Annotated in this window: 20 protein-coding genes; 3 read left to right on the top strand and 17 right to left on the bottom strand. The window is 70.2% G+C overall.

The genetic code is table 11. The features are described 5' to 3' along the window. Nucleotide 1: 1 nt before the first annotated feature. The 6 genes from ABC419_RS03000 to ABC419_RS02975 all read right to left on the bottom strand — a co-directional run bounded on the left by ABC419_RS03000 (nucleotide 2) and on the right by ABC419_RS02975 (nucleotide 6,972). Nucleotides 2-598 carry a glutathione S-transferase N-terminal domain-containing protein gene (locus ABC419_RS03000; RefSeq protein WP_412876401.1) on the bottom strand — a complete coding sequence of 199 codons (597 nt, stop codon included), beginning with the start codon at nucleotides 596-598 and terminating at the stop codon, nucleotides 2-4. Nucleotides 599-611: 13 nt separating this feature from the next. Further along, complete coding sequence (locus tag ABC419_RS02995) at nucleotides 612-875, bottom strand: putative hemolysin (RefSeq protein WP_412876402.1); 264 nt, start codon at nucleotides 873-875, stop codon at nucleotides 612-614. Between the two features lie 25 nt (nucleotides 876-900). After that, nucleotides 901-2,034, bottom strand: a complete 1,134-nt coding sequence (ispG, locus tag ABC419_RS02990) for a flavodoxin-dependent (E)-4-hydroxy-3-methylbut-2-enyl-diphosphate synthase (RefSeq protein WP_125900327.1) — start codon at nucleotides 2,032-2,034, stop codon at nucleotides 901-903. 78 nt (nucleotides 2,035-2,112) lie between these two features. Continuing rightward, a complete protein-coding gene (locus ABC419_RS02985; RefSeq protein WP_412876403.1) occupies nucleotides 2,113-3,246 on the bottom strand; it encodes a helix-turn-helix domain-containing protein in 1,134 nt (377 codons plus the stop codon). Nucleotides 3,247-3,344: 98 nt separating this feature from the next. After that, nucleotides 3,345-5,624 (bottom strand): phosphoenolpyruvate--protein phosphotransferase, encoded by a 2,280-nt coding sequence (gene ptsP, locus ABC419_RS02980; protein ID WP_412876404.1) that lies wholly within the window; start codon nucleotides 5,622-5,624, stop codon nucleotides 3,345-3,347. Between the two features lie 58 nt (nucleotides 5,625-5,682). After that, nucleotides 5,683-6,972 (bottom strand): aspartate kinase, encoded by a 1,290-nt coding sequence (locus tag ABC419_RS02975; protein ID WP_125901950.1) that lies wholly within the window; start codon nucleotides 6,970-6,972, stop codon nucleotides 5,683-5,685. A 44-nt stretch (nucleotides 6,973-7,016) separates the two neighbouring features. Here ABC419_RS02975 and ubiG point away from each other — a divergent pair, with 44 nt between their 5' ends. Beyond that, nucleotides 7,017-7,847 (top strand): bifunctional 2-polyprenyl-6-hydroxyphenol methylase/3-demethylubiquinol 3-O-methyltransferase UbiG, encoded by an 831-nt coding sequence (ubiG, locus tag ABC419_RS02970; RefSeq protein ID WP_243637695.1) that lies wholly within the window; start codon nucleotides 7,017-7,019, stop codon nucleotides 7,845-7,847. Beyond that, nucleotides 7,844-8,389, top strand: coding sequence for an AAA family ATPase (locus ABC419_RS02965; RefSeq protein ID WP_412876405.1), 546 nt, complete (start codon nucleotides 7,844-7,846; stop codon nucleotides 8,387-8,389). The genes ubiG and ABC419_RS02965 overlap by 4 nt, the downstream gene beginning before the upstream one ends. Here the strand turns inward: ABC419_RS02965 and ABC419_RS02960 are convergent. Genes ABC419_RS02960 through ABC419_RS02930 form a run of 7 tightly spaced genes read right to left on the bottom strand, consistent with a single transcriptional unit; the run spans nucleotide 8,376 to nucleotide 12,553 of the window. Beyond that, a complete protein-coding gene (locus ABC419_RS02960; protein ID WP_125901948.1) occupies nucleotides 8,376-8,909 on the bottom strand; it encodes a GNAT family N-acetyltransferase in 534 nt (177 codons plus the stop codon). The genes ABC419_RS02965 and ABC419_RS02960 overlap by 14 nt on opposite strands. Then, nucleotides 8,864-9,322: a DUF6265 family protein gene (locus ABC419_RS02955; protein ID WP_412876406.1), complete on the bottom strand. Its 459-nt coding sequence runs from the start codon at nucleotides 9,320-9,322 to the stop codon at nucleotides 8,864-8,866. Before ABC419_RS02955 ends, ABC419_RS02960 begins: the two co-directional genes overlap by 46 nt. Before the next feature lie 44 nt (nucleotides 9,323-9,366). Continuing rightward, a complete protein-coding gene (locus ABC419_RS02950) occupies nucleotides 9,367-10,176 on the bottom strand; it encodes an AraC family transcriptional regulator (RefSeq protein ID WP_412876407.1) in 810 nt (269 codons plus the stop codon). A 6-nt stretch (nucleotides 10,177-10,182) separates the two neighbouring features. Further along, nucleotides 10,183-10,617: a DUF1178 family protein gene (locus tag ABC419_RS02945; RefSeq protein ID WP_412876408.1), complete on the bottom strand. Its 435-nt coding sequence runs from the start codon at nucleotides 10,615-10,617 to the stop codon at nucleotides 10,183-10,185. Continuing rightward, nucleotides 10,614-11,453, bottom strand: coding sequence for a carbon-nitrogen hydrolase family protein (locus tag ABC419_RS02940; RefSeq protein ID WP_412876409.1), 840 nt, complete (start codon nucleotides 11,451-11,453; stop codon nucleotides 10,614-10,616). Before ABC419_RS02940 ends, ABC419_RS02945 begins: the two co-directional genes overlap by 4 nt. Beyond that, a complete protein-coding gene (grxC, locus tag ABC419_RS02935) occupies nucleotides 11,454-11,711 on the bottom strand; it encodes a glutaredoxin 3 (RefSeq protein WP_412876410.1) in 258 nt (85 codons plus the stop codon). A 35-nt stretch (nucleotides 11,712-11,746) separates the two neighbouring features. Further along, nucleotides 11,747-12,553 (bottom strand): ComFC family protein, encoded by an 807-nt coding sequence (locus tag ABC419_RS02930; protein ID WP_200166227.1) that lies wholly within the window; start codon nucleotides 12,551-12,553, stop codon nucleotides 11,747-11,749. Between ABC419_RS02930 and ABC419_RS02925 the strand changes: the two genes are divergently transcribed. Continuing rightward, a complete protein-coding gene (locus tag ABC419_RS02925; RefSeq protein WP_412876411.1) occupies nucleotides 12,552-13,448 on the top strand; it encodes a methyltransferase domain-containing protein in 897 nt (298 codons plus the stop codon). The two genes, ABC419_RS02930 and ABC419_RS02925, sit on opposite strands and share 2 nt — an antisense overlap. 3 nt (nucleotides 13,449-13,451) lie before the next feature. Here ABC419_RS02925 and ABC419_RS02920 read toward each other — a convergent pair whose 3' ends face one another. The 4 genes from ABC419_RS02920 to ABC419_RS02905 are packed head-to-tail and all read right to left on the bottom strand — an operon-like array spanning nucleotide 13,452 to nucleotide 16,388. Then, nucleotides 13,452-13,628, bottom strand: a complete 177-nt coding sequence (locus tag ABC419_RS02920; RefSeq protein WP_134582159.1) for a Flp family type IVb pilin — start codon at nucleotides 13,626-13,628, stop codon at nucleotides 13,452-13,454. A gap of 26 nt (nucleotides 13,629-13,654) precedes the next feature. After that, the gene (locus ABC419_RS02915; protein ID WP_412876412.1) at nucleotides 13,655-14,071 is read right to left on the bottom strand and encodes a (deoxy)nucleoside triphosphate pyrophosphohydrolase; all 417 of its coding nucleotides are present in this window, start codon (nucleotides 14,069-14,071) and stop codon (nucleotides 13,655-13,657) included. Beyond that, the gene (argJ, locus tag ABC419_RS02910) at nucleotides 14,068-15,450 is read right to left on the bottom strand and encodes a bifunctional glutamate N-acetyltransferase/amino-acid acetyltransferase ArgJ (protein WP_412876413.1); all 1,383 of its coding nucleotides are present in this window, start codon (nucleotides 15,448-15,450) and stop codon (nucleotides 14,068-14,070) included. The genes ABC419_RS02915 and argJ overlap by 4 nt, the downstream gene beginning before the upstream one ends. Continuing rightward, nucleotides 15,447-16,388: a peptidylprolyl isomerase gene (locus ABC419_RS02905; RefSeq protein ID WP_412876414.1), complete on the bottom strand. Its 942-nt coding sequence runs from the start codon at nucleotides 16,386-16,388 to the stop codon at nucleotides 15,447-15,449. Before ABC419_RS02905 ends, argJ begins: the two co-directional genes overlap by 4 nt. Between the last annotated feature and the right edge of the window lie 220 nt (nucleotides 16,389-16,608).

Below are 16,608 nucleotides of genomic sequence, written 5' to 3'. Positions count from 1 at the left end.
CTCAGACAGGATAGGTCTCGATAAAGCTGGGACGTTGCTCCAGCGACGCCTGCAGGGCGACCAGGTTCGGGCGGCCCGTCTTCCAGTCGTAGTCCGGGTGGCGGAAGCTGATCCAGGTGACGGCGATCCCCGCCGTCAGCACGCCCATGTCCAGCGCCTCGGCGTCGGGGGCGGCGGCCTCCAGAGCATCGAGGGCGCGGCCCATGTTGACGGTCCAGCGTTCGATCCACGACGGCGAGCGTTCCTGTTCCGGCCGGCGCTTCTCCAGCACCAGTTTGACGCCCATCTCCAGCGCGCCGCAGCCCAGCGTCTCCAGTCGCTTGACCCGCAGGCGCTCCGGCCCCTCGGTCGGCAGCAGACGCGGCCCGGCGCCGAGCGCATCCAGATACTCGGCGATGACCGGACTGTCGGTCAGCGGCAGGTCGTCCTCGGCGATCAGGGTCGGAACCTGCACCACAGGATTGTTCGACAGCAGTTCCGGCGCATTGCCGTAGGGATCGACGACGATCTCCTCGATCCGGTCGGCCAGGCCCTTTTCACGGGCGACGATGCGAACCTTGCGCGCGAAGGGCGACGGGGTGGTGATGTAGAGTTTCATTGTTCAGTCGTCTTCAGTCGGCCGCCTTGGGCGCCACGCAGCGCTTGTCGCGGAACAGGGCCCATTCCTCGCACTGGCGGCCGTCTTCGAAGACGCAGACGCCGTATTCGCCGCCCTGGGCGTCCCGACGGATTTCCGACCTGCCGCCCTCGCGCTGGCAGGTGACCGAGGCGGGATTGGCCATGCCGACGGCCCGAGACGACGGCTCGGCCTCAGGCGCCGGCGCACAGGCGGCGCCCGCCAACAGCGCCGCCGCCAGGATCGCGTGTTTCAGCATCGTCTCTCCCCCTCGTTTCGCCCGACTATTCGGCCGCCTTGCGGGCGGCGTCCAGCTCGGCCGCCTTGGCTTCGACCTGGGCGACGATCTCGTCGATCATGCCGTCGTTGGCCTGTTTGTGAGCGATCTTGCCGTTCAGATAGACCATGCCCGCCCCCTTGCCGCCGCCGGTGAAGCCGATGTCGGTATAGAGGGCCTCGCCCGGCCCGTTGACCACGCAGCCGATGATCGACAGCGACATGGCGGTCGAGACATGGGCCAAGCGCTCTTCCAGAATCGCCACCGTCTCGATGACGTTGAAGCCCTGGCGGGCGCAGGACGGGCAGGCGATGATGTTCACCCCCCGGTGACGCAGGCCCAGGGACTTCAGGATGTCGAAGCCGACCTTGATCTCTTCGACCGGATCGGCGGCCAGCGAGACGCGGATGGTGTCGCCGATGCCCGACCACAGCATATTGCCCATGCCGATGGCCGACTTGATGGTGCCGGTGCGCAGCGGCCCCGCCTCGGTCACGCCCAGGTGCAGGGGGCAGTCGATGGCGTCGGCCAGCTGCTGATAGGCGGCCACCGTCAGGAAGGGGTCCGACGCCTTCACCGAGATCTTGAACTCGTGGAAGTCCAGATCCTGAAGGATGCGGGCGTGGTTCAGGGCGCTTTCGACCATCGCATCGGGGCAAGGCTCGCCGTACTTCTCCAGCAGCTCCTTCTCCAGCGACCCGGCGTTGACGCCGATGCGCATGGAGCAGCCGTGATCGCGGGCGGCCTGGACGACTTCCTTAACCCGGTCGATCGAGCCGATGTTGCCGGGGTTGATGCGCAGGCAGGCGGCGCCCGCCTGGGCCGCCTCGATGCCGCGCTTGTAGTGGAAGTGGATGTCGGCCACGAGCGGCACGCGGGCTTCGCGCGCGATGGTTTTAAAGGCCTCCGTCGATTCCACATCCGGGCAGGAGACGCGGACGATGTCGGCCCCGGCCTCCTCCAGCTGACGGATCTGGGCCAGGGTCGCCGCCGCGTCGGTCGTCGGCGTATTGGTCATCGACTGGACGCTGATCGGGGCGTCGCCGCCGACCGGAACGGAGCCGACCATGATCTGGCGGCTCTTGCGGCGCTCGATGTGGCGCCAGGGACGGATATGGCCGAGTTCGGAATGGTCGCTCATGACGTCGGGAACATAGGACAGGAAGAGCTGCAAAACCACGACAGGCGGCGAAAGATCGCGCCTTCGCCCGCCAAAAGGTCAGCCGGCCGGGGGCGAGGCGGCGGACGGCGCCTGGGCGGCGGCAGGGGCCGTGACCGTCGGCGCCGCCGTAGCAGCAGCCGCGGCGGCCGCCTGGGCCGCGCGAGCGCGGGCCTCGACGGCGGCGGCGGCGCGGGCCTCGGACTCGCGCGCGGCCGCCTGGGCGCGGTTGTTCAGCGAGCCGAGCGGCGATTGCGGCGCGGGCAGCACGCCGCCGTGCTCGCCGTTCAGATAGACGTCGAAGGCGGCCGGATCGGGCGTGTCGATGGTCGCCGCCAGACCCGGCGGCGCGCGCCAGGCCTCGCCCGCGGCCAGTTGGCGCGCGAACAGGATGCGGCCGTCGCCCTGACGAATGACCAGGATGGCGGGCTTGCGCGCCTGCAGAATGACCTGAGAGGCCGTGGCCGAGGCGCCGTAGATGGCCCCGCGCGGGTTGAAGGCGGCCTGCACCGGCGGCGCGGGCGGCGGGACGGCGTTGGGGTCGTCCGGGTCGATCCCCGTCAGCTGAGCCTCCAGCCCCGGCGTGATGTACATGGCCGGCGTCGTCTGGTCCGGCGGCGCCGCCTTGGGCGCGCCGAGGTAGAGGGCGCGGTCCCGTTGATGATCGGCCTGCTCGGCCCAGTCCTTGGGCACGGCGACTAGGTCGGAGGGGTGCGGCGCCTCGATGCGGTTGATGCGCTGGAAGACGTTCCAGCCGATCACCACCGCCAGGAAGACGCCGATGACGCCCAGGATCTTGGGCGAGTTCTGGCGCATCTGCTGCAAGGCGGCGCCCGTCGGCGGCTGCAGCGGCACGGCCGCATCCGGATACTCCTGCTTGAATCGCTCGACCGCGTTCAACTCGTCCAGACCCAGGGCGCCGGCGTAGGCGCGCACATAGCCCATGGAGAAGATCCGCGACGGCAGGACGGCGTACTCGCCCTGCTCCAGCGCGGTCAGGAAACGCGGATGCACCCGCGTCTTGGTCGACAGCTCGGCCATGGACAGGCCCGACGCCAGGCGCGCGGCGCGCAGAGAGGCGCCCAGGGAATCGTCCGAGGGCTCCTCAGGCGCCGCTTCGGGCGTCGCCTCCGGGGTCTGATCCAGCGTCGCGTCGGCGTCGAAGTCGAACGCGGCTTGCCGATCCTGGTCCATAGGGTCGGGGTTCCGTCACGTCAGGCGCCCGTGCGCCCGTCATCCCCGCTTAGACGAGGCGAGAAGCGCGGGCAACGCGGGAAAGCGGCCCCGCTTGTTCAGACTTCGACGTTGAGCTTGCGCGCCAGGGACTCGATCTCGCCGCGCACCGACCCGGCCGACGAGCCCAGCAGGACGTTCATCCCCCGCCGCGCCGCGTTCAGATCGGCGGACAGGATCATGCGCTTGACCGGCCCCACCCCGCCCGCAGGCGCGGACAGGCGGTTGTAGCCCAGGGTGATCAGGGCGAAGGCTTCCAGCGGGCGCCCCGCCAGTTCGCCGCAGACCGAGACAGGCGTGGCGCTGTCGGCGCACTTCTGCTGGATTTCGGCCAGGGCGCGCAGGAAGGGCGGCGACAGGGGATCATAGCGATCCGACACGCGCGGGTTCGTCCGGTCGGCGGCGAACATATACTGCAGCAGGTCGTTGGTGCCGATCGAGACGAAATCGGTCAGCGGCAGCAGGGCGTCCAGGTGCCACAGCAGGCTGGGGCATTCGATCATGGCCCCGACGCGCAGCAGGGACGGCAGGGGCCGCCCCCGGCGTCGCGCCCAGTCGCATTCGACATCGACCAGTTCGCGGGCGGCGCGGAACTCGTCCACCGTGGCGATCATGGGGAACATGACGCGCAGCTCGCGCCCGGCGGCGGCGCTCAGCAGGGCGCGCAACTGCATCCGCAGCAGGGCCGGGCGATCCAGACCCAGACGGATGGCCCGGCGGCCCAGCGCCGGGTTCTCTTCGCGCTCATTGTCGAGATAGGGCAGCACCTTGTCGCCGCCGATGTCGAGCGTGCGGAAGGTGACGGGCCGCTCGCCCGCCGCATCCAGCACCAGCTTGTAAAGCGCCGCCTGGGCGTCCAGGCGCGGCAGCTCGTCCGAGACCATGAACTGGAACTCGGTGCGGAACAGGCCGATGCCCTCCGCCCCCGTGGCGTCCAGATTCTCCAGGTCCACCGCCAGGCCGGCGTTGGCCAGCAGCATGATGCGCTTGCCGTCCTTGGTGACGGCGGGGGTGTCGCGCAGCTGGTCGAACTCGGCGCGGCGCTGCTCGCGTACGGCCATGCGGCTCTCGACCGCCGCCAGCATGTCGGGACGGGGCCGCAAGTAGGCCTCGCCCGTCTCGCCGTCGACGATGACCTGATCGCCCTCGGTCAGGCGATCGCGCAGGCCCTGCAGGCGGCCGACGCAGGGAATCTGCAAGGCGCGGGCGACGATGGCCGCGTGGGCGGCGGCCGAGCCTTCCTCCAGCAGCAAGCCGCGCAGCTTGTGGCGCGGATATTCCAGCAGGTCCGCCGGTCCCAGGTTCTTGGCCACCAGGATGGCGTCGTCGGGCAGGTCGCGCTGGCCCGGATGATCGCCCGCCATCAGCCGCAGCAGGCGGTTGGCCAGATCCTCGAAGTCGTGCAGCCGTTCGCGGATATAGGGGTCGCGGGCGTTGGCGAAGCGGGCGCGGTGCTCGTTGCGGACGCGATCCACGGCGGCTTCTGCCGTCAGGCCGGAACGCACCGCCTCCTCCAGCGACCGGTTCCAGCCCCGGTCGTCGGCGAACATGCGATAGGTCTCCAGCACCTCATAGGGGGTGCCGCCCAGCTTGCCCTGGCTGCCTTCCAGCAAGGCGTCGATGCTGGTGCGCAGACGCTCCAGCGCCTCCTTGAGGCGCGTCTCCTCGGCGGCGGGGTCGTCGGCCAGAAGTTGTTCCGGCGCGATCGGCGCCTCGTGCAGCACGGCCTGCCCGAACGACAGGCCCTCGGCGAACTTCTGCCCCTTCAGCCGCTCGGGCCGGTGGGGCGCGACCTCGACGTCGCGAAGCTCCTCCAGCGCCAGCAGCTCGCCCGAGGCCACCGTTTCGGCCAGGACCATGGCGATGGTCTGGATGTCCTCGACCTCTTCCTCGTCATAGCGACGGGCGGCGCGGTTCTGGACGACCAGGACGCCGATGGCCCGGCCGCCGCGCAGCAGGGGCGCGCCGAGGAAGGCGTGATAAGGATCTTCGCCCGTTTCCGGCCGATAGGAGAAGCTAGGGTGCGACTGGGCGTCCGACAGGCTGATCGGCGCGGCCGTGCGCGCCACCTCGCCGACCAGGCCCTCGCCGGGTCGCAGGCGGGTGTTGTGAACGGCCTCGGGGTTCAGACCCTCGGTGGCGAACAGCTCCAGCTCGCCCGAGGCGCGCCGCAGATAGATGGAACAGACCTCGGCCACCATGGAGCGGGCGATGATCCGCACCACCATGTTCAGCCGGTCCTGCGCAGGCGCGCCGCCCCCGGCCCCGGCCAGAGCCTCGCGGATCTGGCGCAGCAGAAGGCGGGGCCCCCTCGCCGTCACTGCCACGCCCTTGACCATGCCTGCTCCCGCCTTGCCGCCCCTGATCCGTTCCAGATAGGGCGGCGCTTCCGTTATCCTAGTCTTCCGCGTCCAGACCGTAGGCCGCGTGCAACGCCCGAACCGCCAGCTCGGCGTAATCCGAGTCGATCAGTACGCTGATCTTGATCTCGGAGGTCGAGATGGCCTGGAACTTCACGCCCTTGTCAGCCAGGGCGCGGAACATGGTCTGGGCCACGCCCGCGTGACTGCGCATGCCCACGCCGATCACCGAAACCTTGGCCACGTCGTCGTCGACCCGCAGCTCCTCGAAGCCGATGTCGGCCTTGGCGGCGGTCATCAGGTCGGCGGCGCGGCGCGCGTCGCGCCGGCCGGTCGTGAAGGTCAGGTTGACCGCGCCTTCGGTGCGGGCCTGGCTCTGCACGATCATGTCGACGTTGACCTCGGCCTCGGCCAGACGGGTGAAGACGTCGGCCGGAGCATCCGTCCGGTCCGACAGGCCAAGCAGCGTGATCCGGGCTTCGTCCCGGCTCATGGTCACGCCGGAAACGATGCGCTTTTCCACGATCTCATCCTCGTCGCAAATCAGGGTGCCGGCGTGTTGCGGCAGGTTTCCGTTCTCATCCGGTTCGATGAAGCTGGACAGGACGCGCACCGGCACGCGCTTGTGCATGGCCAGCTCGACCGAGCGGGTCTGCAGCACCTTGGCGCCCAGCGACGCCATCTCCAGCATTTCTTCGTAGGACACCTTCTCCAGACGCCGGGCGCGGCTCTGGATGCGCGGGTCGGTCGTATAGACGCCGTCCACGTCGGTATAGATGTCGCAGGGCGCGCCCAGGGCCGCCGCCACCGCCACGGCCGAGGTGTCCGAACCGCCCCGGCCCAGGGTGGTGATGCGCCCGTCGCGGGTCACGCCCTGGAAGCCCGGCACGATGGCGATCTCACCCGCGTCGAGCGCGGCCCCCAGCGCGTCGCCGGGCACTTCTTCGATGCGGGCGCGGCCGTGGGCGTCGTCGGTCAGGATCGGAATCTGCCAGCCCATCCAGCTGCGCGCCTTCAGGCCCATGTTGCGCAGGGTCAGGGCCAGCAGGCCCGACGTCACCTGCTCGCCCGAGGCGACCACCACGTCGTATTCGTCGTCCGACAGGACGCCGTCGCCGTACAGGCCCGGCGCCGCGCCGCCCACGCCGTCGGTCCAGGCGACCAGCTCATTGGTCTTGCCCGCCATGGCCGAGACGACCACGGCCACCTTCTTGCCCCTGGCGGCTTCGGCGGCGACGATGCGCGCCGCGCGACGGATGCGTTCCAGGTCGGCCATGGAGGTGCCGCCGAACTTCATCACCAACCGGTTCGTGTCGGCCCGCGTCATCCTGGCGTCTGATCCCCTGCTTGCATGGCGGGCGAAGGCGGTCCATGCCTCTGCCCATGCCCGCTTCTAACGACAGCCTCGATCCGCGCAAACCCCAAAGCGAAGAGGGTTTTTCACCCTTTGCTACCGATCGTGCCGAAGGGCCGAGCATCGACCCGGCCGACGTAGCGCGCTTTTCGGCCCAGGCGGCCGAGTGGTGGGATCCCAAAGGCCCCTTCGCCCCCCTGCACCGCTTCAATCCGGCGCGGCTGAAATTCGTGCGCGATCGGGCGGCCGAGCACTTTGATCGCGACGTGAAAGCGCGCGCGCCCTTCAACGGACTCAGCCTGATCGACATCGGCTGCGGCGGCGGCCTGATCGCCGAGCCGATGCGGCGCATGGGCTTTGAGGTCACGGCCATCGACGCCTCGTCCGAGAACATCGGCACCGCCCGCGCCCACGCCGATCAGGTCGGTCTGGACATCGCCTATCGCGCCGCCACGGTGGAGCAGATGGTCGAAGCAGGCGCCGGCCCGTTCGACGTGGTGCTGACGATGGAAGTCATCGAACACGTCGCCGATCCGGAAGCCTTCATCCGCGCCTGTTCAAAGTTGATCAAGCCGGGCGGCCTGATGATCGTCGCCACCCTGAACCGCACGCTGAAAGGGCTGCTGCTGGGCAAGGTCGCGGCGGAATATGTGCTGCGCTGGGTGCCCGCGGGCACCCACGACTGGCGCCAGTTCCTCAAGCCCGAGGAGTTGCGCGCCATGCTGGACGGCGAGCCCCTGACCGTCACCGGCCCCTATGGACTGGCCTATGACCCGCTGAACGACCGCTGGAGCGAGGGCGACGACGTGGGCATCAACTACATGATGATGGCGACGCGCGACGCATGATCGGCCCGCGCCGCATCGTCCTGACCGGCGGTCCCGGCTCGGGCAAGACGACGCTGCTGGAGGCGCTGGCGGCGGCGGGTCATGCGACCTCGCCTGAGGCCGGCCGCGCCATCATTCGCCGCCAGCAGGCGATCGACGGCGAGGCCCTGCCGTGGAAGGATCGGGCCCTGTTCGCCGAACTGATGCTGGACCGCGAGCTTGAGGCCCACGCCCGCGCCGAGGGCGCCGATGGGCCCGTCTTCTTCGATCGCGGCGTCCCGGACGTAGTCGGTTATCTGACCCTGTGCGGCCTGCCGGTCCCGGCCCATATGGAGCGGGCGGCGCAGGACATCCGCTATGAGCGGCGCGTCTTCATCGCCCCGGTCTGGCCCGAGATCTTCGGCCAGGACGCCGAGCGCAAGCAGGATCTGGACGAGGCCCGCCGCACCTTCGACGCCATGGCCGAGACCTATCCGCGCTTCGGCTATGAACTGATCGAACTACCCCAGGCGCCCGTCGCCGAGCGCCTGAACTTCGTGCTGAAGTCGCTTACAGCGGCCTGACCATATAGCGGGCGTCGTCGCCGTAGCTGGCCAGCTTCTCGGCCATGCCCGGCGGGTTCTGAACCTCAAAGCCGTTGCGCGCCCAGAAGCTTGATGCGTCATTGACCGCCACCAGGGCGACCGCCGGCCAGCCCGCCGCCTTGGCCTGCTCGGCCAGGCGCTCGACCACCGGCCGGGTGTGGCCGCCGCCGCGCGTGTCGGGGTGCAGGGCCAGGTCGTGCAGATAGACCACCTCGGCCTCGGCCGGGATGGCGTCGATCAGCACGTTCAGCGCCGGGGCGGCGTTCAGCACCCACGGATAGGCCACCAGATAGCCCATGACCGGCCCGTCCTCGGCGGCCAGGACGAAGCAGCCTTCGGGGTGCAGCTCCAGACGGTTGGCGAAGCAGGCGCGCTCTTCCGGATGATCGGGGAAGGACAGCTGGGCCACCGCGACCACGCCGTCGAGGTCGTCCGGCGTCATGCCCCGCCAGGTCAGAGTGGACAGCGGGCGTTCAGCTCCGCCCTGTTGAATCGCCATTGCACGCTCCGGTTCTCATCGTCGTCCGCCCCTTCGATCCGGGCGGTCAGCACATCCCCCGCGCGGTCATAGATGATGCGGTGCGGAAAGTCGTTGTCGGGATTGGCGAAAACCGCCCGCTGCGGGCCGCTGTCGATCAGGCGGAAGGGGGTGGCGGGCGCCCCGTCAGGCTGGGCGAAATAGGCCAGGCCGCCGTCCTTCAGGGGGGCGATGCGGGCGCTCTCGAAACCGCTGCGGCCATTGCGCACAGTCAGCGAGTGGCCGACGATCAGACCCGCGCGCGGGTCGCTCCAGGTCTCGGACGCCTCGCGCCCGTCGGAGCAGTCTAGCCAGTAGCCCGCCAGCCACGACAGGTCGGGCGCAGGCGCGGCGGTCTGCAACAGGGCGGCGGCCAGCAGGCTGGAAACGGACATGGGCTCTTCCTCTCCTCAAGGACGGAAGGAAGGTTACGCCGCCCTCAGGGCGCGGGCTTGTAGGAATGCGACGCCAGCCGCCGCGCCAGCTCCACCTGTTCACGCGCCCAGGCGGTGGCCGTGCAGCCCAGGAAACGGCGGAAGTCGCGCGCCATCTGCGGCTGGTCGAAATAACCGGCGGCCAGACCGGCCTCGAGCCAGGAGGCGGCGTCGGCGTCCTGGCCCATCGCGTGATCGAAGATGCGGCGGAAGCGGAAGACGGAGCGCAGAATGCGCGGCGCCACGCCGACGCGATCGCGGAACCGGCGCTGCAGGGCGCGGCGTTCGGCCGGGCTCAAAGGCGGCGCCTCAAGGTCGTCCTCGGCGGCGGCGACCTGGGCGCGGACGGCGGGGTCGATGCGCCAGTCGCCCGCCCGGCGCTGTTCCTCCAGCCAGGCGCCCAGGGCGGCGGCCTGCCCCGCCGGGTCGCCCGGCGGCGCCGTGAAGCCGTCCAGCCGGGCCACGAGGTCCAGCCGCCGATCCGTCGCCTCGATCAGCGGGCGGCCGAGAAACGCCCGCGCCCCGTCCGGCTCGAACTTGGCGGCGACGATCTCAACCGGACCGACCGGACGGATGGCCATCGGCCGGGTCATCTGACCGGCGAAGATCACCGACGGCTGCAGGCGGAAGACGCCGTCGGCGTCCTGTTCCTCATAGGGGGCCGCCAGATCGACCACCAGCTCGGGACAGCCGTCCGGAGCGATGCGCTGCACCCCGCCGCTGGGGCGGGGCGCGGCGTAGGTCCACAGCAGGCGCACGAAGGGGCGCAAGGCGTCGGGCGGGGCGAATTCCTCGTACCGCTCCCCCTGCCCCATCTGCGATCAGTTCGCCTTCTTGGGGTCGGGCGGCAGGCTGGGCAGGGGGGCGCAAGGCACGCCGTCGTCCTTCAACTTCTTCACCTCGGCGGGGGTGGCCTCGCCGTAGATCTCGCGCTTCTCGCTGCGGCCTTCGTGGATGTCGCGGGCCTCGCGGGCGAAGGCGTCGCCGACATAGTCGAAATTCTGCTCGACATGGTCGCGCACCTCGCGCGCGGCCTGCATCATCATCGACTGGACCTGCTTCATGGCGTCGGGCGCAGGCGCGCTCTTCTTCGTGCCCGAGACCGCCGGGGCCATCACCCGCTTCCTCACCGTCGTCGAACCGCAGAAGGGGCATTCGACCAGGCCGCGCGCCGCCTGGTCGTCATAGTCGGACGAGGAGCCGAACCAGGCCTCGAAGCCGTGGTCTTGGTCGCAGGACAGGGCGTAACGGATCATAGGGGCAGGTCGAAGTCGCGGTCGTGACGCAGGGCGGGCACGCTGGCGCGCGCCTTCTCCACGGCCTGAAGGTTCAGCCGGGCGTGCAGGACGCCCGGTTCGTCGTGGTCGAGCCGGGCGATCACCTCGCCCCACGGCCCGACGACCAGGGAGCGGCCCCAGGTCTGACGGCCGTCCTCATGCGTCCCGCCCTGGGCCGGGGCCAGAATGAAGGCGCCCGTCTCGATGGCGCGGGCGCGCAACAAGGTCTCCCAGTGCGCCTCGCCGGTCGGGCGGGTGAAGGCGGCGGGGACGGCGATCAGCGTCACGCCCGCCTGTGCCAGGGCGCGATGCAGATGCGGGAAACGCAGGTCGTAGCAGATGGTCAGGCCCAGGCCGCCCCAGGGGCTGTCGGCGACCACCGCCGCCTCGCCGGGCCGCACCGAGACGCTTTCGCGATAAGTCTCGCCATTCGGCAGGTCGACGTCGAAGACGTGCAGCTTGTCATAGCGGGCCGTGATCGCCCCGCCGGGGTCGATCAGCAGGGACCGGTTGGCGGCGCGCGGGTCATCCGCCACGCCCGAGCGGACGATGGCCGAGCCGACCAACAGCCAGACGCCCAGTTCGGCGGCTAGGGCCTTGAGCCCGGCGACGGCGGCGTCGGCGCCTTCGTCCGACAGGGCGGCGTCGCGCAAGGCTCGGCGCTGTTCGAGGAAGTTGGTTCCCTCGGGCGTCAGGATCAGCTGCGCGCCCCCGGCCGCCGCCTGACGGATCAGGGGCGCGACATGCGCCAGCCCCGCGGCCGCCATCGCCGGCGTCCGCGTCTGGATCAGCGCGATGTCGAGCGTGTCGGTCACTTAGGCCGCCAGCAGCGCGTCCAGCTCGCCCTTGCGGTCCAGGGCGTGGATGTCGTCCGAGCCGCCGACGTGCTTTCCGTCGATGAATATCTGCGGGAAGGTGGCGGCGCCGCCCGAGCGTTCGACCATCTCGGCCTTCTTGGCCGGATCGTTGGAGGCGACGATCTCCGTATAGGGCGCGCCCTTGCGGTCCAGCAGGGCCATGGCGCGGATGCAGTAGGGGCAGCCGGGTTTGGTGTAGAGAACGACTTCGGCCAAGGGGGACTCCTGAAGGCGGATGGGAAGGTTCTCCGTTACTTAAGCGGTTCGCGCGCGTTTTTCACCCTCGCGATGACGGCCAGGTCCACGGCGCGCGCTCCAGCCTCGATCAAGACCCGCGCGCAAGCCTCGGCCGTGGCCCCCGTGGTCAGCACGTCGTCGATCAACAGCAACCGCCGCCCCTTGATCCGTCGCCGCCCCGCCTCGGTCACGGCGAAGGCCGTCTTGACGTTCAGCCGCCGCCCCCGCGCGGATTTTCCGCCCTGGCTGGCGGTCGGCAGCGGGCGGACCAGGGCGTCGGGCAGATAGTCGAGCCGCGCCGCGCGGGCCAGCGGTCGGGCGATCTCGGCCGCCTGATTGAACCGCCGCGACAGCAGGCGGGCGCGGTGCAGGGGCACGGGAACCACGGCGTCGGCCGTCTCGATCAGGGGGGCGGCCGAACGGCTGATCCAGCGCGCGAACAAGGGGGCGAACTGCTGCTGGTCGCCGTGCTTGAACTTGAGGATGATCCCGCGCGACGCCTCGTCATAGACGCAGGCCGCCCGCGCCCGGCCGAAGGCGTAAGGGCTGGCCGTGCAGGCCGCGCACCGCTCGGCCGCGAAGTCGCCGCCGTCATACTCGAACGCCGCGCCGCAACCGTCGCAGACCGGCGCCTCCAGAAAGACCACCCGGCTCCAGGCGTCGGGCGACAGGCCCGCGGACGCCGCCGCCTCGCGGCTGTCGTGAGCCACGGGCGGCAGCAGAATATCCAGCAGGCCCCGGCCCGCATCGCGCGCGCCGGATGCTAAAGGCCTCCCGACGCCTTTCAATCGACCTCTCCAGCCCCCATCCTGAACCGACATGAGCGCCCCCTCTCCCTCCTCCGGTCCCCCGATCATCTTCGACGCCGCGCGACGCGCCGCACGCCTGAGCCGCGCCGAGCGACGTTTCCCCGACGCCGACTTCCTGCACCTGCGCGCCGCAGACAATGCGGTGAACAGCCTCGAAGTGATCCTGCGCGAGTTTCAGACGCCCGTCGACCTGTCGCCGCACCCCGGCGTCTTCGCTCGCGCCCTGGCCGACAGTCCGGCGCGCGAACGGGTGGCGCAGGTCCGCGCCGTCGGCTCGACCGCCGAGCGCGCCGCACCGGGCGCGGGGCCGCTGGGGCTGGAAGACGGGTCGGCCGATCTGATCGTCAACCTGCTGGGCCTGCACTGGGCCAACGACCTGCCCGGCGCGCTGAGCCAGATCCGCCGCGCGCTGAAGCCGGACGGTCTGTTCGTCGCCAGCCTGTTCGGCGCGGCGACGCTGAAGGAACTTCGCGGCGTGCTGACCGAGGCGGAGCTGGAGGTCAACGGCGGCGCGCAGGCGCGCGTCTCGCCCTTCGCCGACGGTTTCGACGGGGCGGCCCTGCTGCAACGGGCCGGGTTCGCCCTGCCGGTGACGGACGTGGACCGGGTCACGGTGCGTTATGGCGACCCCTTCGGCCTGATGCGCGACCTGCGGGTGATGGGCGAGACCAATGTGCTGGCCGGGCCGATCCGACCGCTCAGCCGCGCCGTGCTGGCCCGCGCGGCCCAGCTTTACGCCGAGCGCCACGCCGAGGCGGATGGGCGCATCCCCGCCACCTTCGAGATGGTGCATCTGGCCGGATGGGCGCCGCACGACAGCCAGCAGAAACCCGCCAAGCGCGGCTCGGCCAAGACGCGTCTCGCCGATGCGCTGGGCGTCAGAGAGCAGACCGGCGAGGAAGACTGACCATCAACCTCCGGCAGCGAGCACGAACTGGCTGACCTTGCCGTAAACCGCCTCCATCCGACCGGAGAAGGCGCCCAGCGCGGCCAGGACGACCATGCCGATCAGGCCGCAGATCAGGCCGTATTCTATGGCGGTGGCGCCGCCTTCATCGCGGAGCAGCCGGTGGATGAAACCCTTCACGCCCGGCCTCCCCTGTCGTCGGCCCGTCAGAGCAGATCGCGCAGCCAGGCGATCAGCGGTTCATCGGCCGGAGGCATGGGATAGGCCGACAGCTTGTCCGGCTTCACCCAGGCCAGGCCCGCATGTTCGCGCGCCTCGACCACGCCGGACCAGCGCCGGCACAGGTACAATGGCATCAGCAGGTGAAAGGATTCGTAAGCGTGACTGGTAAACACGAAGGGGGCCAGGCAGGCCTCCTTCACGTCGATGCCCAGCTCTTCCTTCAGCTCGCGGATCAGGGCGGCCTCCGGCCGCTCGCCCGGCTCGACCTTGCCGCCGGGAAACTCCCACAGGCCCGCCATCTGCTTGCCCTCGGGGCGTTTGGCGATCAGCACGCGGCCGTCCGGGTCGATCAGGGCGACGGCGACGACCAGGACGGTGGGAACGGCGGGCGTCTCGCTCACGAACGGTAGTCCCCGTTGATCTCGATGTAGCGTTTGGTCAGATCGCAGGTCCAGACCGTGGCCGAGGCCCGGCCCGAGGCGACATGGACGGTGATGTCGATCTCGGCGTTCTTCATATAGGCGCTCATCACCGCCTCGTCGTAGGTCGGCGAGGGGGCGCCGTCGACGGCGGCGACATGGGGGCCGAAGCGGATGGCCAGACGGTCGCGGTCGACCGCCTCCTCCGTCTTGCCCACGGCCATGACGATACGGCCCCAGTTGGCGTCCTCGCCCGCGATAGCGGTCTTGACCAGGGGGCTGTCGGCGATCGACTTGGCCAGTTTGCGGGCCGAGGCGGGGCTGGCGGCGCCGTCGACCGTCACCTTGACGAATTTGGTCGCGCCCTCGCCGTCCTTCACCAGCTGGTGCGCCAGGTCGAGCATGACGGCGTCCAGCGCGGCTGAGAAATCCTTCAGGCGACGGTCGCCGACGCGGCCGATGCGCGGCGCGCCGGACGCGCCCGTGGCGAACAACAGCGCCGTGTCGTTGGTCGAGGTGTCGCCGTCCACCGTCACCGAGTTGAAGGTGGTGCGGACGTGCAGGTTCAGCAGGGCCTTCAGCACCGGCGGGGCGATGTCGGCGTCGGTGACGATGAAGGCCAGCATGGTCGCCATGTCCGGCGCGATCATGCCCGAGCCCTTGGCGATGCCGGCGATGCGGACCTTGACGCCCTCGATCTCGCACTCGGCGTAGGAACCCTTGGGGAAGGTGTCCGTGGTCATGATGCCCAGACCGGCCTGCGCCCAGCCGTCGGCCTTCAGGCCGGCCTCGACCTCGGGCAGGCGGGCGGTGATCTTCTTGTCGTCCAGAACCACGCCGATGACGCCGGTCGAGGCCAGCATGACGTCGCGCTGGCGACAGTCGAAGCGTTTGGCGACCTCGGAGGCCGTGCGGCGCGCAGCGTCGGCGCCCGCCTTGCCGGTGAAGGCGTTGGCGCAGCCGGCGTTGACGACCAGGGCCCTGACCCCCTCGCCGCCCTTGTCGGCGTCCAGATGACGCTTGCACCAGTCAACCGGCGCCGAGCCGACCTTGTGCCGGGTGAAGACGCCCGCGCAGGACGCGCCTTCGGGGAAGCGGAAGACCACAAGGTCGTCGCGCTCATGCTTGTAGAAGCCCGCGCGCGCCGTCGCGATCTCGACCCCGCCGATCGGCGGAATGGCTGGGAAAGGCACAGCCAGGGGCGAGATCATCAGACCCGGCTTGCCCGGTGCGGCGGCGACCGCCTGGGTGGCGGATTGCGTCGCCCGTTTCAGCGCCGAGGCCAGCGGGTCCAGCGCCTTCTCGATGGCGGTTTCGATCTTCTTGCCTGTCGAAGCGGACTTGGAGGGCGGCTGGCTCATGAGGCGTTTCCGGCGGGAGAAGCGGAGGTTTTCTGAGCCGCAGACGGAGCTGCTGACTCAACGGGGGCTGAAGGCGGAGCCGTCTTGGCCCCGTCCAGGGAGATTTCGACCTCGGCCTGGCCGCGTAGCTGTTCGAGCAGCTGGCGCACGCCTTCATAGGTCAGGTAGCGCACGATCTGCGGCCGCGCCTGCTCCAGCGTCGGCGGGGTTTCGACGCGGCGGTCCTCGACCTTGAGCACGGCCCAGCCGGTCTCGGTCTGGATCGGACCGACGACCGCGCCCGGCGTCTGGCCTTGCAGGGCGGCGGCGTAGGGACCGGGCAGGACGTCCAGCGTCGAATAGCCCAGGTCGCCGCCGGAATAGCGGGTGGCGTCGTCGATGGAGCGTTGGGCGGCGACGGCCTCGAAGGCCGCCCCCTGGCCCAGGACGCCCAGGACGGCGTCGGCCTGTTCCTTGGTCGGCGCCAGAATCAGGCGCACCCGCACCTCTTCGGTCGCACGGGCCAGCCGCTGCTGCTCGGCGTAGAGGCGTTCGACCGCCTGTTCGGACACGGCGCCGGACACCACCTTCTCGACCAGCATGTCGCCCAGGATGCGTTCGCGCACGGCCTGCAGGCGGCGCTGGGCGGCGGGACTGGAATCGAGGCCGCGACGTTCGGCCTCGGCGGCCAGCAGCTTCTGGTCGACCACCTCGTCCATCACCCGGCGGAACAGTTCGGACGAGGCGTCCAGGGGATCGTCCTCGCCGATCAACCCCTGCGCCACGGCTTCGCGGCGCACGTCCGAGGCCCAGACGGCGCGATCGTTGACCCTGGCCACCACCCGGTCGTTCTTTTCCGGGGCGGCTTCGTCGCCGCCGCGCCCGCAGGCGGCGACGCCCAGCGCCAAACCGGCGACGACGACCAGAAACAGGCTGTGGAGGGGACGTCGCGCTCGCATCGGACGCTCCGGGCAAGGGTCTGTGGACAGGCCGTCGAAACGGACATTCGCGCCTGAAACACGCCGCCTTAAAAAGGCCCTCGCGTTGACAGGGATAAGGGCGGTGCTTAAGTCCCGCCTGCGCCCAAGTCGAGGGGTTTTCGATCGTCTGCGCGGCCCTTCGCGCGCCCTCATCTGCAGGGAAGGCCCGGGGCCGGCGTGATCGCGGCCCTCCGACCGG

Source organism: Brevundimonas phoenicis (assembly GCF_047237745.1).
GTDB lineage: Bacteria > Pseudomonadota > Alphaproteobacteria > Caulobacterales > Caulobacteraceae > Brevundimonas.
This window is presented reverse-complemented; position numbering and strand designations above follow the sequence as displayed.

What these genes read in the sequence shown, in the direction of transcription:
- ABC419_RS02995 (WP_412876402.1), bottom strand. Translation starts at nt 875, where the DNA reads ATGCTGAAACACGCGATCCTGGCGGCGGCGCTGTTGGCGGGCGCCGCC.
- ubiG (WP_243637695.1), top strand. Translation starts at nt 7,017, where the DNA reads ATGCCTCTGCCCATGCCCGCTTCTAACGACAGCCTCGATCCGCGCAAA.
- ABC419_RS02905 (WP_412876414.1), bottom strand. Translation starts at nt 16,388, where the DNA reads ATGCGAGCGCGACGTCCCCTCCACAGCCTGTTTCTGGTCGTCGTCGCC.
- ABC419_RS03000 (WP_412876401.1), bottom strand. Translation starts at nt 598, where the DNA reads ATGAAACTCTACATCACCACCCCGTCGCCCTTCGCGCGCAAGGTTCGC.
- argJ (WP_412876413.1), bottom strand. Translation starts at nt 15,450, where the DNA reads ATGAGCCAGCCGCCCTCCAAGTCCGCTTCGACAGGCAAGAAGATCGAA.
- ABC419_RS02955 (WP_412876406.1), bottom strand. Translation starts at nt 9,322, where the DNA reads ATGTCCGTTTCCAGCCTGCTGGCCGCCGCCCTGTTGCAGACCGCCGCG.
- ptsP (WP_412876404.1), bottom strand. Translation starts at nt 5,624, where the DNA reads ATGGTCAAGGGCGTGGCAGTGACGGCGAGGGGGCCCCGCCTTCTGCTG.
- ABC419_RS02930 (WP_200166227.1), bottom strand. Translation starts at nt 12,553, where the DNA reads ATGTCGGTTCAGGATGGGGGCTGGAGAGGTCGATTGAAAGGCGTCGGG.
- ABC419_RS02925 (WP_412876411.1), top strand. Translation starts at nt 12,552, where the DNA reads ATGAGCGCCCCCTCTCCCTCCTCCGGTCCCCCGATCATCTTCGACGCC.
- ABC419_RS02945 (WP_412876408.1), bottom strand. Translation starts at nt 10,617, where the DNA reads ATGATCCGTTACGCCCTGTCCTGCGACCAAGACCACGGCTTCGAGGCC.
- ispG (WP_125900327.1), bottom strand. Translation starts at nt 2,034, where the DNA reads ATGAGCGACCATTCCGAACTCGGCCATATCCGTCCCTGGCGCCACATC.
- ABC419_RS02965 (WP_412876405.1), top strand. Translation starts at nt 7,844, where the DNA reads ATGATCGGCCCGCGCCGCATCGTCCTGACCGGCGGTCCCGGCTCGGGC.
- ABC419_RS02975 (WP_125901950.1), bottom strand. Translation starts at nt 6,972, where the DNA reads ATGACGCGGGCCGACACGAACCGGTTGGTGATGAAGTTCGGCGGCACC.
- ABC419_RS02985 (WP_412876403.1), bottom strand. Translation starts at nt 3,246, where the DNA reads ATGGACCAGGATCGGCAAGCCGCGTTCGACTTCGACGCCGACGCGACG.
- ABC419_RS02960 (WP_125901948.1), bottom strand. Translation starts at nt 8,909, where the DNA reads ATGGCGATTCAACAGGGCGGAGCTGAACGCCCGCTGTCCACTCTGACC.
- ABC419_RS02950 (WP_412876407.1), bottom strand. Translation starts at nt 10,176, where the DNA reads ATGGGGCAGGGGGAGCGGTACGAGGAATTCGCCCCGCCCGACGCCTTG.